We start from the raw sequence: 16252 nt of genomic DNA, 5'->3' as shown, positions 1-16252 counted from the left end.
AACGTCACCTTTATTTCCTGATAGGCAGGTAAACCGAGAACTCGGTATGCCCTGGCCAACTGGTAAATTCAATTTTGCCTGAATGCTGATCAATCAAATTACGAGCGATGGATAAGCCAAGCCCGGTGCCACCTTCGCGGCCGCTGACCATCGGGTAAAACAGCGTATCCTGCAAATGAGGCGGAATGCCTGGCCCGTTATCTTCCACATCAATCCGCGCCGCCAGCCGGTAGCGTTCGCCGTGTAAGGTCAGTTGAAACGCGGTGCGGGTACGCAGAATGATTTCACCGCCTTCCGGCCCCAGCGCCTGTAGCGCATTGCGCACAATATTCAGCAAGACCTGTTCAATTTGATCCGGGTCGTGCGCCAGTTCTGGCAGGCTGGGGTCGTAATCACGAATCAACCGCACGTTGTCCGGCAGTTCCATCGACACCAGCGTTACCACGCGTTCAGCCACTTTGTGAATACTTTCGGTAACGCGCGTACCGGGCAGCTGCGGCCCCAACAGACGGTCGACCAGATTTCGCAGCCGGTCCGCCTGTTCGATAATCACTTTGGTATATTCGAGTAGTGATGGGTCAGGTAACGCTTTGCTGAGCAGCTGCGCCGCGCCACGTAAACCGCCAAGCGGATTTTTAATCTCATGTGCCAGGCCGCGCACTAAATCACGGGCAGCAACCTGCTGGGCGTGCTGTAGCTGTTCCTGACTTAAGCGGCGCTGGTTATCCATCGGAGCCATCTCCAGCAGGATCATGCCGTCCGGCATACGCTGGGCCGTCACAGAAAGGATATGCGAGCGCCCGTCGATGACCAGCGTCACTTCGTTATCGGTAAAACCTTGCCCCGCCTCCAGACTTTCTTGCATCAGCTCGATATTTAATGAGAAGTAGCTCAACAGTTCCGGTAACGGTGTACCAAACAATTTGCGGGAGCTTTGGGCGAGCAGTTGTTGCGCGGCGGGGTTGGCGTAATGGATCGCCAGGTTGTCATCGATTAACAAAATACTGTTAATCAGCGAGTTGAGGATCTGCCCAGCATCGGGCTGCGTGCCTGTTGCCATAAAGCAGTCTCCTGAACAGGTTGCACCATTTTAGTGCATTATAGCTTTTTACGGATAAAAAGCGCGAAGCATCAGAGAATTGACGGAGAAAAAAGCCCATGCAGAGATGGGCTACAGATAGCTGACAAACTTCACGTTGGAGAGCGACTCACCTGCTCCGGCCTACCACATCATCACCGTGTAGGCCGGATAAGACGCATTTGCGTCGCATCCGGCGTGATGTGCTTGCCACCGATCCCAGGCCTGCCAGAGACAGGCGAAAAGTTTCCACGGCAACTAAAACACTTAGACGCTGTAGTACAGCTCAAACTCTACCGGATGCGGAGTCATACGCACGCGGTCATCTTCTTCGCGACGCAGTGCGATGTACGCATCAATTGCTTCGTCAGTGAACACGCCACCGGCTTTCAGGAACTCGCGGTCCAGATCCAGTTCGTTCAGTGCTTCTTCCAGAGAGCCTGCAACCTGTGGGATCTCTTTCGCTTCTTCTGGCGGCAGGTCATACAGGTTTTTGTCCATGGCTTCGCCCGGATGGATCTTGTTCTTGATACCATCAAGACCGGCCATCAGCAGGGCAGCAAAGCACAGGTACGGGTTAGCTGCCGGATCCGGGAAACGTACTTCGATACGACGTGCTTTCGGAGAAGAAACCACCGGAATACGGATAGACGCAGAACGGTTACGCGCAGAGTAAGCCAGCATTACCGGTGCTTCATAGCCCGGGACCAGACGCTTATAAGAGTTGGTGGTCGGGTTTGCCAGGGCGTTAATCGCTTTAGCGTGTTTGATTACGCCGCCAATGTAGTACAGCGCCTGCTCAGACAGACCTGCGTATTTGTCGCCTGCGAACAGGTTAACGCCGTTTTTAGACAGAGACATGTGGCAGTGCATACCGGAGCCGTTATCACCGAACATCGGTTTTGGCATAAAGGTCGCGGTTTTACCGAAGCGGTGCGCTACGTTGTGCACAACATATTTGTAGATCTGAATTTCGTCAGCTTTTTTGGTCATGGTATTGAAGCGGGTAGCCACTTCGTTCTGACCAGCAGTCGCTACTTCGTGGTGATGGGCTTCAACCACCAGGCCCATCTGTTCCATCACCAGACACATTTCAGAACGAATATCCTGAGCAGAGTCTACCGGCGGAACCGGGAAGTAACCGCCTTTCACTGCCGGACGGTGACCTTTGTTACCACCTTCATATTGGGTGGAGGAGTTCCATGCGCCTTCGATATCGTCGATAGCAACGTGAGAACCGGAGATAGATGATCCGAAACGGATGTCATCGAACAGGAAGAATTCAGGTTCTGGCCCGAACAGTACGGTGTCGGCAATGCCAGTGGAACGCAGGTAATCTTCGGCGCGCTTCGCAATGGAGCGCGGGTCACGGTCATAGCCTTGCAGGGTGCCAGGTTCAAGGATGTCGCAACGGATAATCAGGGTGGAGTCGGCGAAGAACGGGTCAATCACTGCGGTGGATGCGTCTGGCATCAGCACCATGTCGGACTCGTTAATGCCTTTCCAGCCGCCAATCGAGGAGCCGTCAAACATTTTGCCTTCTTCGAAGAATTCAGCATTCACCTGATGAGCAGGGATAGTGACGTGCTGTTCTTTACCTTTAGTATCGGTGAAGCGCAAATCAACAAACTTCACTTCGTGCTCGTTCAGCATCGTCAGTACGTGTTCAGCGGACATACTTTAACTCTCCTGGATTGGTCATGGTCGTCGTGGTAACGAAATCTGCAATTATTTTGGCCGTGTCGCCGTAAAAAAGATAAAGCGAAATCTGTGCCAACTTTTAAATTGCCCCTAAAAGGCGTTATCATGCGCACCATCGTGCAAAAGGGCTGCACCACGATGTGAATGTTGCACCAATATAGTGCTTCAATGGAAACATTAAGCACCATGTTGGTGCAATGACCTTTGGATAACCCTTTTTATGCTCCGTGAAAGCGATCACAAAGGGACTCTGCAATACTTGTTTGCGGAGGATGTTTGTGATCCTGTTTTGTAGTGCGATTAATCCGTGTACAATAACGCGCTATTTCTAATGCCTGAGGCAAAGTTGTGATCGAAAAATTGCGTAATATCGCCATCATCGCGCACGTAGACCATGGTAAAACCACCCTGGTAGACAAGCTGCTCCAACAATCCGGTACGTTCGACTCTCGTGCCGAAACCCAAGAGCGCGTGATGGACTCCAACGATTTGGAGAAAGAGCGTGGGATTACCATCCTCGCGAAAAACACCGCTATCAAATGGAATGATTACCGTATCAACATCGTTGATACCCCGGGGCACGCCGACTTCGGTGGTGAAGTTGAACGTGTAATGTCCATGGTAGACTCAGTGCTGCTGGTGGTTGACGCATTTGACGGCCCGATGCCGCAAACGCGCTTCGTAACCAAAAAAGCGTTTGCTTACGGCCTGAAGCCGATTGTTGTTATCAACAAAGTTGACCGCCCTGGCGCGCGTCCTGATTGGGTTGTGGATCAGGTATTCGATCTGTTCGTTAACCTCGACGCGACCGACGAGCAGCTGGACTTCCCGATCGTTTACGCTTCTGCGCTGAACGGTATCGCGGGTCTGGACCACGAAGATATGGCGGAAGACATGACCCCGCTGTATCAGGCGATTGTTGATCACGTTCCTGCGCCGGACGTTGACCTTGACGGTCCGTTCCAGATGCAGATTTCTCAGCTCGATTACAACAGCTATGTTGGCGTTATCGGCATTGGCCGCATCAAGCGCGGTAAAGTGAAGCCGAACCAACAGGTCACTATCATCGATAGCGAAGGCAAAACCCGCAACGCGAAAGTCGGTAAAGTGCTGGGCCACCTCGGTCTGGAACGTATCGAAACCGATCTGGCGGAAGCTGGCGATATCGTGGCGATCACGGGCCTTGGCGAACTGAACATTTCTGACACCGTTTGCGACACGCAAAACGTTGAAGCGCTGCCGGCACTCTCCGTTGATGAGCCGACCGTTTCTATGTTCTTCTGCGTTAACACCTCGCCGTTCTGCGGTAAAGAAGGTAAGTTCGTAACGTCTCGTCAGATCCTGGATCGTCTGAACAAAGAACTGGTACACAACGTTGCGCTGCGCGTAGAAGAAACCGAAGACGCCGATGCGTTCCGCGTTTCTGGTCGTGGCGAACTGCACCTGTCTGTTCTGATCGAAAACATGCGTCGTGAAGGTTTCGAACTGGCGGTATCCCGTCCGAAAGTTATCTTCCGTGAAATCGACGGTCGTAAACAAGAGCCGTATGAAAACGTGACGCTGGACGTTGAAGAACAGCATCAGGGTTCTGTAATGCAGGCGCTGGGCGAACGTAAAGGCGACCTGAAAAACATGAATCCAGACGGTAAAGGCCGCGTACGTCTCGACTACGTGATCCCAAGCCGTGGTCTGATTGGCTTCCGTTCTGAGTTCATGACCATGACTTCCGGTACTGGTCTGCTGTACTCCACCTTCAGCCACTACGACGACGTACGTCCGGGTGAAGTGGGTCAGCGTCAGAACGGCGTACTGATCTCTAACGGTCAGGGTAAAGCGGTCGCGTTCGCGCTGTTCGGTCTGCAGGATCGCGGTAAGCTGTTCCTCGGTCACGGTGCAGAAGTTTACGAAGGTCAGATTATCGGTATTCATAGCCGCTCTAACGACCTGACTGTAAACTGCCTGACCGGTAAGAAACTGACCAACATGCGTGCTTCCGGTACTGACGAAGCCGTTGTTCTGGTTCCGCCTATCCGCATGACTCTGGAACAAGCTCTGGAGTTCATCGATGATGACGAACTGGTAGAAGTGACCCCGACCTCTATCCGTATTCGTAAACGTCACCTGACGGAAAACGATCGTCGTCGCGCCAACCGCGCACCGAAAGACGATTAATTTCGTTTTTTAGTCATAAAAAACCTGCCAGCGATGGCAGGTTTTTTTTTGCCTGTCGTGAGCACTCAGCAATGCGAGTATCTCCCTTATAAGTCTGTGGTTACGTCAATAGAGAGCTTTGTCACAATTATCTGCAAAGTCATACGCCGTTAATTGCTTTCTTTTTTGGCGTAAGATGCCTCATCTGGTTTAAACCAAAAGGATTAAACAATGGCGGAGAATCAATCCACCGTAGAAAATGCAAAAGAGAAACTGGATCGGTGGTTGAAAGATGGCATCACCACGCCGGGTGGAAAACTCCCTTCAGAAAGAGAGCTGGGAGAACTGCTGGGCATTAAACGTATGACGCTGCGCCAGGCGTTGTTGAACCTCGAGGCAGAATCCAAAATCTTCCGTAAGGATCGTAAGGGGTGGTTCGTGACCCAGCCGCGATTTAATTACAGTCCGGAGCTGTCGGCGAGCTTTCAGCGGGCCGCAATTGAGCAAGGGCGGGAACCTTCCTGGGGGTTTACCGAGAAAAGCCGTACCAGCGATATTCCCGAGACGCTCGCGCCACTGATTGCAGTGACATCATCAACTGAACTCTATCGCATCACCGGCTGGGGGGCGCTGGAAGGACATAAAGTTTTCTATCACGAAACATATATTAATCCTGAAGTTGCTCCGGGTTTTATTGAACAACTTGAAAACCACTCATTTTCTGCAGTCTGGGAAAAGTGCTACCAAAAAGAGACGGTAGTAAAAAAATTGATTTTCAAACCCGTCAGAATGCCGGGCGATATCAGCAAGTATCTTGGCGGTTCTGCGGGTATGCCAGCGATCTTAATTGAAAAGCATCGCGCCGACCAGCAAGGCAATATTGTCCAGATAGATATTGAATATTGGCGATTTGAGGCCGTAGACCTCATCATTAATCTGTAGGTGTTTTATGATGACAATAAATAACGCAAGAAAGATTCTACAACGTGTCGACACTCTTCCTCTTTATTTACATGCTTATGCCTTTCATTTAAATATGCGGCTGGAAAGAGTGTTGCCTGCTGATTTACTTGATATCGCAAGTGAAAATAATCTACGTGGCGTCAAAATCCATGTTCTGGATGGCGAGCGTTTTTCTCTTGGTAATATGGACGATAAAGAACTCTCTGCCTTTGGAGATAAAGCCCGCCGTCTGAACCTTGATATTCATATTGAAACCAGCGCCTCAGATAAGGCATCTATTGACGAAGCCGTCGCCATCGCGTTGAAAACTGGGGCATCGTCCGTACGTTTTTATCCACGTTATGAAGGTAATTTGCGCGACGTATTATCGATTATCGCTAACGACATTGCCTATGTACGGGAAACGTATCAGGACTGCGGCCTGACTTTTACGATTGAGCAGCATGAAGATTTAAAAAGTCATGAGCTGGTGTCGCTGGTCAAAGAAAGTGAGATGGAGTCTCTTTCCTTACTGTTTGATTTTGCGAACATGATCAATGCAAATGAGCATCCCATCGACGCCTTAAAAACGATGGCACCGCATATTACCCAGGTCCATATTAAAGATGCCTTGATCGTTAAAGAACAGGGTGGCCTGGGTCATAAAGCCTGTATTTCAGGTCAGGGTGATATGCCGTTCAAAGCGTTATTAACGCACCTTATCTGCCTTGGTGATGATGAGCCGCAGGTGACGGCATATGGCCTGGAAGAAGAGGTTGATTACTATGCGCCGGCGTTCCGCTTTGAAGACGAAGATGATAATCCGTGGATCCCTTATCGCCAGATGAGTGAAACACCCCTACCAGAAAATCATTTACTGGATGCGCGGTTACGTAAAGAAAAAGAAGATGCAATTAATCAGATAAATCATGTGCGTAACGTACTACAACAAATCAAACAAGAGGCAAACCATCTTCTGAACCACTAATAAGTTTTAACTCATACGCAGTTAATAAAACCATTCTATATGAATGGTCGGTATCTTATTGCCTTTAAAACAGTGATTTTAAAAATCGCTTAGGGGATGTTATGCTCACGAAAAAGAAATGGGCGTTATTTAGTCTATTAACACTGTGTGGCGGTACAATTTATAAATTACCGTCGCTGAAAGATGCGTTTTATATCCCGATGCAGGAATATTTCCATTTGACCAATGGTCAAATTGGTAATGCCATGTCGGTAAACTCATTTGTTACCACAGTGGGCTTTTTTCTGTCTATTTATTTTGCCGATAAACTACCGCGCAGATACACCATGTCATTCTCACTCATTGCGACAGGATTACTGGGTGTTTATTTGACGACAATGCCGGGGTATTGGGGCATCCTCTTTGTCTGGGCGCTATTTGGCGTTACTTGCGACATGATGAACTGGCCGGTCTTGCTCAAGTCGGTAAGTCGATTGGGCAATAGCGAACAACAAGGTCGGTTGTTTGGCTTCTTCGAAACAGGGCGTGGCATTGTCGATACCGTGGTGGCATTTTCTGCGTTGGCAGTATTTACCTGGTTTGGCAGTGACTTATTAGGTTTTAAAGCAGGCATCTGGTTCTATTCCCTTATTGTGATTGCCGTAGGCATTATTATTTTCTTTGTCCTGAATGACAAAGAAGAGGCACCGTCCGTTGAGGTGAAAAAAGAAGATGGGGCATCGCAACACACCAGTATGACCTCGGTGCTGAAAGACAAAACTATCTGGCTTATCGCTTTCAACGTCTTCTTCGTTTACGCGGTTTACTGTGGCCTGACATTCTTCATTCCATTCCTGAAAAACATCTATCTATTCGATACTCTTATCATTAATTAAGCCACCGGGCTGGATGGTTAATTTATCGGTTGGTTTAAATAACGGATACCAACCTTCGATTTCGTTATATCCATGTTTTAGTTCATCTTCTCGCTGAAAGGTGTAGGTATTGGTTAACATAATACCCGCGCCCATATCGAAGTTATAACCCACACGTAGCATAACCTCGCCCTGATCGGAGGCGAGATTATATGCCTCCCTGTTTTCGACGTATGCGCCAGCGAATACTGAGGCAGAGGTCAGAGAAGATAATAAAATTATTGCATTAATATTTTTCATAATAAGTCCATTTTTAAACGTAGGGAGGCCGCCACCCACCAGAATGGAAATATCGGCTATTGACATTTATAACGTTACGGAAGCCGTTTTTTCTTCTGTCTCAATTTCTTTATTTTTGCGTTGGTTGATTTCCTCAATAATCAACGCAAACCGTTTTTCATTGAGTGTGTAAAAGAATCCCATCGTCAATGCAGCAATAATTGCCAGTGCACAAGGCCAGATAAAAATGAGCTGACGCAAACCCTGTAATGTCGCATCACTTTGCGCGATGTTGGGAACATAACCGATTTGCGTCAGCATAATGCCTGGCAAGAAGCCAGCAAGTGCGGCAGAAATTTTACGAAAGAAGGTATAACCGGTATAAACAGAACCTTCGGCACGAATACCGGTTTTCCATTCACCGTAATCTACGGTATCTGGTACCAGCGCCCAGTTCAGGCTGTTTACAAAGGCCGTGCCAAAAAAGGCGACACAAGAGAACATGACGAAAGTGAAAGAGTTACTTCCCCAGAAATAATTCAGGATATCACCAACCGCCCATAGCACCATGCCAGCTAAATAAACCTGTTTTTTACCAAAACATTTTACAGTTAATGGCACCAGTAATACGCCGACGAGGATGCATCCCATACTGAAGAATCCCATCCACGACAATAAATTAATATCATTCAGCACATACTGGGTGTAATAGACCTGAATCGCCAGTTTGATATTAAATGCCGCCAGGGTACACAAGTTAGCAATGCATAAAACCAGCAATGGCGGATTCCGAAATATCGCGCAAAAAGATTTGAGAATACTGGCTTTATGTCCGGTTGGTGCTGTGTCCACATAATGCTCTTTGACGCCTCTGTAGCACAGCATCATAAAAATAAAGCCGCCAATGGAGAACATAAGTGCCGCACAGGCATAACCGACGGTTGAGTCAGAAAAAAGCGACTGCAACGGAATAAACGCCACGGTACAAATCAATAGCCCTATGGTTGCACCACCCTGGCGGTAAGCCGCGAGCTGCGCGCGCTCATTCGGGTTTTTGGTAATTGCCGGGATCATCGCGCCATACGAGCAGTTCATCAGACTGTATGAAAGCCCAAACATCATAAACAGCGCCGTGGCAATCGTCGTTTTAACCGGCAAACTAAAAGTGGTGGCGATAAACTGGAGCGTTGCAATTAACGCCGCCGGAACTGCTGCATATAAAATAAAGGGACGAAATTTGCCTTTAGGCCCAATATTTTTCCGCGAGTCGAGTAAAAATCCGGTGAGCATATCGGTAAACGCGGTAAAAAACTTCGCCACCAGAAAGATAATCCCGCCATAGTAAGCTGGCATCCCTAATTCATCGGTATAAAATTTGAGGAGATACAGAGTACCGATGCTAAGCATTAAATTCGAACCAACGTCGCCCATACCATAGGCGATTTTTTCCCACAGATTCAGTTTTAATGTCAGTGGATTATGGTCAGACATAATCACTCCTTATAACGCCCCGCAGGGCGTCGTTTATTATTACGCCGTGCGTTTACGGGCTTCTATTTCTTCAACAATGCGGACATACATCTTCTCGTTCAGGCTGTAGAAGCAGCCCATCGCTACAATGGTGACTACCGCCAGTGCGCTTGGGTAGATGAAGATCAGCTGGCGCAACCCTTCAATGGTGTGGTCAGCCTGTGCGACGTTCGGCACATAGCCAATTTGCGTCAGCATCCAGCCGGGGAAGAAACCTGCCAGCGCCTGAGAAACTTTGCGAAAGAAGGTGAAGCCGGTGTAGACCGTCCCTTCAGAACGGACACCGGTGCGCCACTCGCCGTACTCGACGGTGTCAGAAACCAGCGCCCAGTTCAGGCTGTTAACAAACGCCGAACCAAAGAACGCCAGGCAGGAGAAAGCCACAAAGTTGACCGAGCCGCCGCCGAAGAAATAGTTGAGCAGATCGCCCAGCACCCAGATCAGCAGACCGCCAATATAGACCTTCTTCTTACCAAAACGCCTGACTGCACCAGGCATCAGGAACACGCCGATGAAAATACAGCCCATGCTGAAAAATCCCATATATGACAACAGGATGGGATCGTTAAGCACGTACTGGGTGTAATAGACCTGAATGGCGAGCTTAACGTTAAACGCCCCTAAGGTACAGAGGTTGGCAATGCACAAAATGAACAGTGGGCGGTTACCGGCAATTGCGCGGAAAGATTGCAACAGGCCTGGCTTTTGCGCCGGATTGGTAGGTTGGGTTTCGACATAACGCTCTTTCACGCCCGAATAGCAGATCCACATAAACATCAGGCCAAACAGTGAAAACAGCGTGGCGGCGAAGATATAGCCAAGTTGCTGATTACCCTCGATAAGATTCATAACCGGCACGAATCCCACCGTGCACAGCAGCAGGCCCAGCGTAGCGCCGCCCTGACGCCATGCTGCCAGCGAGGCGCGTTCGTTGGGGTTTTTGGTAATGGCGGGAACCATTGCGCCGTAGGAGCAGTTCATCATGCTGAAAAACAGTCCGTAAAGCATAAACAGAATAGTGGCCATCACCGTTTTACCGGTGACATCGAACGGTGTGCCGATAAAGTTAGCGATTGCCAATAAGGTAACCGGGAATGACGCATACAGAATAAAAGGACGGAATTTACCTTTTGGACCGATCTTGCGTCGGGAATCCAACATGATGCCGGTTCCCATATCGGTAAAGGCGGTAAAGAATTTCGAGATCAAAAAGATAATGCCGCCATAGGTGCCAGGCAGCCCCAGAACGTCGGTATAAAACTTCAAAAGATAAAGCGTACCAATATCCAGCAGGATGTTAGAGGCCAGATCGCCGATACCGTAAGAGAGTTTCTCTTTAAAGGGCAGGCGCAAAGTTGCCGGATCTTCCGTTGTGATGTGACTCATCGTTATTCTCCATTTGCCCGTGAGTTTCCCCACGGGCGGGCATGATTAGATGTTTTTTAACGAGGCGAACAGTGCAGCCCATTCGCTGTCGGCGCGATAAAAGACCGGCGGCTTGCCGATGGGCGCTTCAACAGTTATTTCTCCACCGTGGAAGGTTTCTCCGGTCCAGGCGTGGACCCAGTTATCCTCTGGCAGATAGAGCGTCCAGTCGCTGCGACCTTCTTCGTGTAAAGGAGCAACCAGAATGTCGCGACCTAACAGGTACTGATATTTCAGGGAATAGGTCTGCGCGTCGTCTTCGTAATGCAGGAACAGCGGGCGCATAACCGGCAGGCCGGACTTCGCATTCAGCGCGACGGCCTCTTTCAGGTAAGGTTTCAGGGTGGTGAAGACGGTGGTTATACGGGCGAAATGGGCGATGGTTTCCGCGTCGCCGTCAAACTGCCAGTTGTCGCCAGGACGGTTACCTTCGTGGGTGCGCATCATCGGCGTGAAGGCGCTGAAATCGCACCAGCGCAGCAGCAGCTCTTTGCTGCGCTTCATCTCAAACAGGGTGGTATAACCGCCAATGTCGCTGTGATGCAGGCCATGTCCGGTCATTGCCAGAGATAGCGCCGCCGGGACAACCGACGCCAGGCCATCGTCCAGACTCCAGTCCACGTTCTGGTCACCCGCCCACATCATGGTGGAGTATTTCTGGCTACCGGTAGAACCGGCGCGCATAAAGAAGAGGATCTCGCCGAGCTTGCCCGTTTCTTCAAGGGCTTCGTAGTTACATTTCGCCCACAGCGCGGGCCAGGCGTTATGCATAATTTCCGCGCTGATGCCGTTATGCAGGTACGTGTCGGTGGGCAGATACTCGCCGAAGTCAGCCATCCAGCCGCCGCAGCCGAGTTCAATCATGTTCTTTTTGATAACTTCCTTGAACCAGGCGTAGGCTTCCGGATTGGTGAGATCGACAACGCCGCCGTAGAACTCGCCAAACTCCACCAGATAGTCGCCACCGGCGACATCTTTTGCCAGATAACCGCGCTTTGCCGCCTCTTCGCAGAGATCTTTATCACTGGCAACATACGGGTTGATATAGGCAAGGAACTGCACGCCCTCTTTGTTCCACTGCTTGATACGCGAATCCAGTTGCGGGTAGTTTTCGCTGTTCCACTTCCAGTTCCACATCACGCGTTTGCCAAAAGAGGTCATACGAATACCGGACCAGTCCTGCGCCCAGATGCCGTTGACCTTCACGCCCGCGTTACGCATGGTGTCCAGTTTCTTCTGGCACACTTCCGTCCCGCCCTGAATGCCGAGCGTTACTCCGTCATAAATCCAGTCGGGCAGTTCTGGCTGGCGTCCCAGCAGGGCGGTTAATTTTTCCAGCAGGGAGATGTATGTGTCAGCACATTCAAAACGCAGCGTTGCTTTGTCTTCCCACAGCGCCAGTTCATGGTATTCCGGGGCACTAAAGTCGAAGTTCATATAGCAACTGTTATCAACATGGCAGTAATACTTCTGCGTGCTGACAAACGTAGGCTGTGGGAAGAAAGTCCAGTAATAGTCGCCGCCCGCATTTTCTTTGCAGTCGGCCTGCCAGGTGACATAGGTTTGTTTATTGCGACCAACGCCTTGTTCACTGGTCCATAGCGGGAACGGTTTGCCACGCAGATCGAAGTAGGAAAACTGTTCGCCGCAGCCGTAGATATGGTCCTCTGGTTGAGCGGCAAGGCGCAGCCAGATACGGTTGTGGTTAAGGTTGTCGTTTTGTAGTTCCAGCAATAAACGGCCCTGATCGTCGGCAGAGATATTCAGCGTGGCGCTAATGTCAGAACCACGGCTGAAATGGATTAACCAACCATCCGGCGACTGGCTGACGATGGCGTCGGTAAGCGCAATTTTCTCCTGTAGTTTATCTTTAATGCTGAAATTGCCGCGGAACATATCGATATCCGCAATACCTGAACCAATCCATAAACAAGGATTATCTTTGCTATGGGTTAAAATAAGACGCTGTTGAAAATGTAGGGTAAAACTGTCGTTATTCTGATGAAACTGAAAATCTGGTAATTGTGGGCGTGGCGTATCCATAAATAATCTCCATAGAGTATAAAGCTAATATTTCATGCCATCCTGTTGTTACAGGTTTCATTAATTAAAGAATGTGGTGCTGGTATAAATTAAAACCCGCATAAGTGATTATTTACTTTCTTCAGCCCGGCGGATTGCCGCCACTTTTTTACCAAATGCCAGTTGCAGTATAACTAACAAGGTAAAAGGAGGCAGAAGCGCGGCAGCAGCGGGAATTCCCAGCGCGCCTTTTATCAACATAGAACCGTAGGCAATCAGCAACAAAAAGACCATCACACGGAACACTTTGACTGAAATGCGTTTATGCACATATTGTCCAACCAGTGAACCGAGGATCATGGTGGGAATACAAAACAGCACCAGTTTAAAGATAGAAACAGTCAAAATTCCGCTGGTCGCCAGCCCGCCGATCACCGCGATGTTGTTTGCGGTGAAGAAAGCGTTCAGAGTGCCACGAAATGCCGCCGGGCCTAAGTTACGCAGCATACCGTAGATAACCATCGGCGGTCCGTTGGTTGAAAACGCTGCCCCTAACGCTCCTGCCACAGCGCCGATAGGTGCGGCGATCCAGTTGCGGTCATAAATCGGCAGGCGTGGAATAAACATACTGTAAAAGGAGTACGGGATAAGGAATCCGCCTAAGCCCACTTTCATAAAATGGTCGGGTAAATATGACAGCGCATATAAACCGACGGGTATTCCCAGAAACGAGAAAATAATCAGTACCATTGCCGATCGCCAATCCGTTTCTTTACGTGACAGCCAGGTGGCGTACAAGGCGGTCGCGGTGCCGACAATCACCGAGAGCGGAGTTGCCATTTTTACGGGGAGCATTAACGTGACGAGCGGCATGGTGGTTAAACCACCGCCAAATCCCGCGCATATCCCCACAAAGGTATAAAGAAACATTAACGCGATAACGATACATACCACGTTTGTTTCCAGCATGACCCCATCCGGTGAAAATAACGTAAAAAAGTCCATGATATTTCCTGTTGTGTAAATACAACCCTAAACAATGATCTCGTTCTTTTCTTAATAAAATTAATTGTGCTGCCCGTAAATATTAAAAAACAGGCGGTGCGTTTTCCCTGGTTCCAGTAATAATAAGTCGAGACCTGAATTAAAGGCGTTAGGTGGGCAACTCATAGGTTCAACTGCCAGTCCCTGACGCTGTAATTTTTCGCCGCTATAAATCTGCACCCAGGGTTGATCGGAACAAAGGCTTACCGAAAGCGCCTGTTGTGGATGGGTAATGGTTATTTCCCACAGATCATTAGCGGTTTTAAAGGTGTGGTCGATTTTTGTCGCGGCTATTTTTTTCGCCTGCGTGAAATTTAAATCCAGCTCATCAACGTGGTGAAGCGTTGTCGGATTAGCGTGCTCATCGACGGCATAAACCTGGTTTGCCGGAAGCTGGAACAGATATTCATCAACAGATGTTAAGTTGCAGGTTAAATAAGGATGAATACCCACACCATAGGGTGCGGTCACAGTACCAATATTCTGACTTGCGATCTCAACGGAAAGACCCGTGCGTGCATTGAGCGAATAAACAACCTGCGAAGCCAGCATAAACGGATAGCCGTAACTGGGTGGCAGAAAAGCTGTCAGGGTAACGCTGGTGGCGGTTAATTCGCTGATTTGCCAGTCACGCCAGGCGAGCAGCCCATGAATAGCGGCTTTTGAACCATGTTCATTAATGGGTAACTGATATTCCTGCCCCTGATAGCGATAACAGCCGTTGGCGATCCGGTTCGGCCACGGAATAAGGACTTTGCCCAGATGTGCCAGCGGCATCTCTTCGGGTTTATGTGGAATAACTAAATGACAGCCCTGAAAGGTTAATTCAGCCAGACCTGCACCGACGGTCACAATGGTCGCGTGATAATCCCCCGCGGCAAGTGAAACGGTCTGTCCACTGCAATGCATGTTGGTGATTTGCATACGAGGTACCTTTATTGAATAACGACATACCCGGCGTGCAGCCTGATATGTCGTTTTTTTTTAGTCAGCTATTTCGCGTTAATATCCAGCAGACCCGCCGCAACTGCCGGAGCCAGGCCTGGCGCTAACGGGATACGCGGGATCACCAGGCAATGCAGCAGGTGATAAATATCCTGTTTACCGTCCCAGACTTTCGTGGTGACTTTATTGTCCGCATCCAGCTCCTGCCACCAGGAACCATTTTCATAGTCCATCAGGTACTTAATGCAGTAGTCCCACCATGTCTGATACCAGGTTTCATACTGGCGATCGCCGGTGACGGTGTAGAGCGCGTAGGCCGTACCCATCGCTTCGACGATAGGCCAACGCACACGTTCGCGGACCACCGGTTTTCCTTCCCAGTCAACGGTATAAACAATCCCGTCCGCACCATCGGGTGCCCAGGCATCACGCACGGTGGCGTTAAACAGACCTTTGGCATCTTCTAGCAGCCATGCTGGCGGTTGTTCGCAACGGGCTTCCAGGGCCGCGTGGATGTGCAGCATTAAACGGCCCCATTCGATCCAGTGGCCTGGTGTACCTCCGAACGCGCGGAAGCGGTGCGCCGGGTTATCTTTGTTGTAATCCGGCAGCGGATTCCACTGGGTATCGAAGTGTTCGTTAACGCGATAATGATTATTTCTTGCGACGTCGTGGATAATCACGGAAGCCACGCGAATCGCGCGATCCAGCCATTTTTTGTCATGCGTTACGTCATAAACAATTAAGAAAGCTTCCACTGCGTGCATATTGGCATTGCCGCCGCGGTACTCTTCGGTTTTGCTGAAGGCTTCGTCCCAGGACTCCAGGCACATCTGCTCTTCTTCGCTCCAGAAGTATTTCTCGATAATTTCAATGGTGTAATCGAGCAGCTTGCGCGCTTCCGGATGACCGGTAGTGACGGCGCTGGCAGCACCCAGCAGAGCAAAGAAATGTTGATAGCCCTGTTTGGAGGCATCCACCACGCCCTCGTCATTCACACAGGCATACCAGCCGCCATATTTTTTATCGCGCAGTGCGCCGTTCATGGCTTTAATACCGTGATCAACCAACGAGTAAGCGCCAGGTCGACCCATCGCCGCAGCAACGGAATAAACGTGCAACATCCGAGCTGTGATCCACAGATGGGTGCCCATCTCTTCTTTGATTTGCCCTTTATTGCCTAACCAGCCAAATCCAGTCGATACTACGGAATTTTTACCAAAATCAAAGATGCGATCGGTTTCCTGTTCCAGCCAACGGTTGTGACTTAAAGTGTTAAACCATTTCATTTTT

The 16252-nt window shown here is 49.6% G+C and carries 11 protein-coding genes and 2 pseudogenes; 4 read left to right on the top strand and 9 right to left on the bottom strand.

The features are described from left to right. Positions 1 to 10 precede the first annotated feature (10 nt). Positions 11 to 1060: a nitrogen regulation protein NR(II) gene (gene glnL / locus AB4H76_RS22305; protein ID WP_000190577.1), complete on the bottom strand. Its 1050-nt coding sequence runs from the start codon at positions 1058 to 1060 to the stop codon at positions 11 to 13. Between the two features lie 285 nt (positions 1061 to 1345). Continuing rightward, a complete protein-coding gene (gene glnA / locus AB4H76_RS22300) occupies positions 1346 to 2755 on the bottom strand; it encodes a glutamate--ammonia ligase (RefSeq protein ID WP_001271717.1) in 1410 nt (469 codons plus the stop codon). A 372-nt stretch (positions 2756 to 3127) separates the two neighbouring features. Here glnA and typA point away from each other — a divergent pair, with 372 nt between their 5' ends. The 4 genes and pseudogenes from typA to AB4H76_RS22280 all read left to right on the top strand — a co-directional run. Then, positions 3128 to 4951: a ribosome-dependent GTPase TypA gene (typA, locus tag AB4H76_RS22295; RefSeq protein ID WP_000570668.1), complete on the top strand. Its 1824-nt coding sequence runs from the start codon at positions 3128 to 3130 to the stop codon at positions 4949 to 4951. Positions 4952 to 5161: 210 nt separating this feature from the next. Further along, positions 5162 to 5872: a GntR family transcriptional regulator gene (locus AB4H76_RS22290; RefSeq protein WP_000829804.1), complete on the top strand. Its 711-nt coding sequence runs from the start codon at positions 5162 to 5164 to the stop codon at positions 5870 to 5872. A 7-nt stretch (positions 5873 to 5879) separates the two neighbouring features. Continuing rightward, complete coding sequence (locus AB4H76_RS22285; RefSeq protein WP_000988291.1) at positions 5880 to 6860, top strand: sugar phosphate isomerase/epimerase family protein; 981 nt, start codon at positions 5880 to 5882, stop codon at positions 6858 to 6860. A 101-nt stretch (positions 6861 to 6961) separates the two neighbouring features. Further along, a pseudogene (locus AB4H76_RS22280) lies at positions 6962 to 7729 on the top strand (MFS transporter); the annotation flags it as partial. Here AB4H76_RS22280 and AB4H76_RS22275 read toward each other — a convergent pair. The 7 genes and pseudogenes from AB4H76_RS22275 to yihS all read right to left on the bottom strand — a co-directional run. After that, positions 7715 to 8014, bottom strand: a pseudogene (locus tag AB4H76_RS22275) (oligogalacturonate-specific porin KdgM family protein); the annotation flags it as partial. The pseudogenes AB4H76_RS22280 and AB4H76_RS22275 sit on opposite strands and share 15 nt — an antisense overlap. A 66-nt stretch (positions 8015 to 8080) precedes the next feature. Then, complete coding sequence (locus AB4H76_RS22270) at positions 8081 to 9484, bottom strand: MFS transporter (RefSeq protein ID WP_001279695.1); 1404 nt, start codon at positions 9482 to 9484, stop codon at positions 8081 to 8083. A gap of 39 nt (positions 9485 to 9523) precedes the next feature. Further along, positions 9524 to 10909, bottom strand: a complete 1386-nt coding sequence (locus AB4H76_RS22265; RefSeq protein ID WP_077492843.1) for an MFS transporter — start codon at positions 10907 to 10909, stop codon at positions 9524 to 9526. Positions 10910 to 10954: 45 nt separating this feature from the next. Next, positions 10955 to 12991, bottom strand: coding sequence for a sulfoquinovosidase (yihQ, locus tag AB4H76_RS22260; protein ID WP_077492844.1), 2037 nt, complete (start codon positions 12989 to 12991; stop codon positions 10955 to 10957). Positions 12992 to 13099: 108 nt separating this feature from the next. Beyond that, complete coding sequence (locus AB4H76_RS22255) at positions 13100 to 13975, bottom strand: sulfite exporter TauE/SafE family protein (RefSeq protein WP_420062618.1); 876 nt, start codon at positions 13973 to 13975, stop codon at positions 13100 to 13102. Positions 13976 to 14035: 60 nt separating this feature from the next. Further along, positions 14036 to 14938, bottom strand: coding sequence for an aldose-1-epimerase (locus AB4H76_RS22250; protein ID WP_001167549.1), 903 nt, complete (start codon positions 14936 to 14938; stop codon positions 14036 to 14038). A 68-nt stretch (positions 14939 to 15006) separates the two neighbouring features. Further along, on the bottom strand, positions 15007 to 16248 hold the full coding sequence (gene yihS, locus AB4H76_RS22245; protein ID WP_077492846.1) for a sulfoquinovose isomerase: 1242 nt from the start codon (positions 16246 to 16248) through the stop codon (positions 15007 to 15009). Between the last annotated feature and the right edge of the window lie 4 nt (positions 16249 to 16252).

This window comes from Escherichia sp. UTM R2, from assembly GCF_048593455.1.
GTDB classification, from domain to species: Bacteria; Pseudomonadota; Gammaproteobacteria; order Enterobacterales; family Enterobacteriaceae; genus Escherichia; species Escherichia coli.
The sequence above is the reverse complement of the archived record's forward strand: the minus strand, read 5'-3'. Positions and strand labels throughout refer to the sequence as shown.

Excerpts from the sequence above, each read along its gene's own strand:
- AB4H76_RS22290 (WP_000829804.1), top strand. The coding sequence starts at position 5,162 with ATGGCGGAGAATCAATCCACCGTAGAAAATGCAAAAGAGAAACTGGAT.
- glnA (WP_001271717.1), bottom strand. The coding sequence starts at position 2,755 with ATGTCCGCTGAACACGTACTGACGATGCTGAACGAGCACGAAGTGAAG.
- yihQ (WP_077492844.1), bottom strand. The coding sequence starts at position 12,991 with ATGGATACGCCACGCCCACAATTACCAGATTTTCAGTTTCATCAGAAT.
- AB4H76_RS22285 (WP_000988291.1), top strand. The coding sequence starts at position 5,880 with ATGATGACAATAAATAACGCAAGAAAGATTCTACAACGTGTCGACACT.
- AB4H76_RS22255 (WP_420062618.1), bottom strand. The coding sequence starts at position 13,975 with ATGGACTTTTTTACGTTATTTTCACCGGATGGGGTCATGCTGGAAACA.
- AB4H76_RS22270 (WP_001279695.1), bottom strand. The coding sequence starts at position 9,484 with ATGTCTGACCATAATCCACTGACATTAAAACTGAATCTGTGGGAAAAA.
- glnL (WP_000190577.1), bottom strand. The coding sequence starts at position 1,060 with ATGGCAACAGGCACGCAGCCCGATGCTGGGCAGATCCTCAACTCGCTG.
- yihS (WP_077492846.1), bottom strand. The coding sequence starts at position 16,248 with ATGAAATGGTTTAACACTTTAAGTCACAACCGTTGGCTGGAACAGGAA.
- AB4H76_RS22265 (WP_077492843.1), bottom strand. The coding sequence starts at position 10,909 with ATGAGTCACATCACAACGGAAGATCCGGCAACTTTGCGCCTGCCCTTT.
- AB4H76_RS22250 (WP_001167549.1), bottom strand. The coding sequence starts at position 14,938 with ATGCAAATCACCAACATGCATTGCAGTGGACAGACCGTTTCACTTGCC.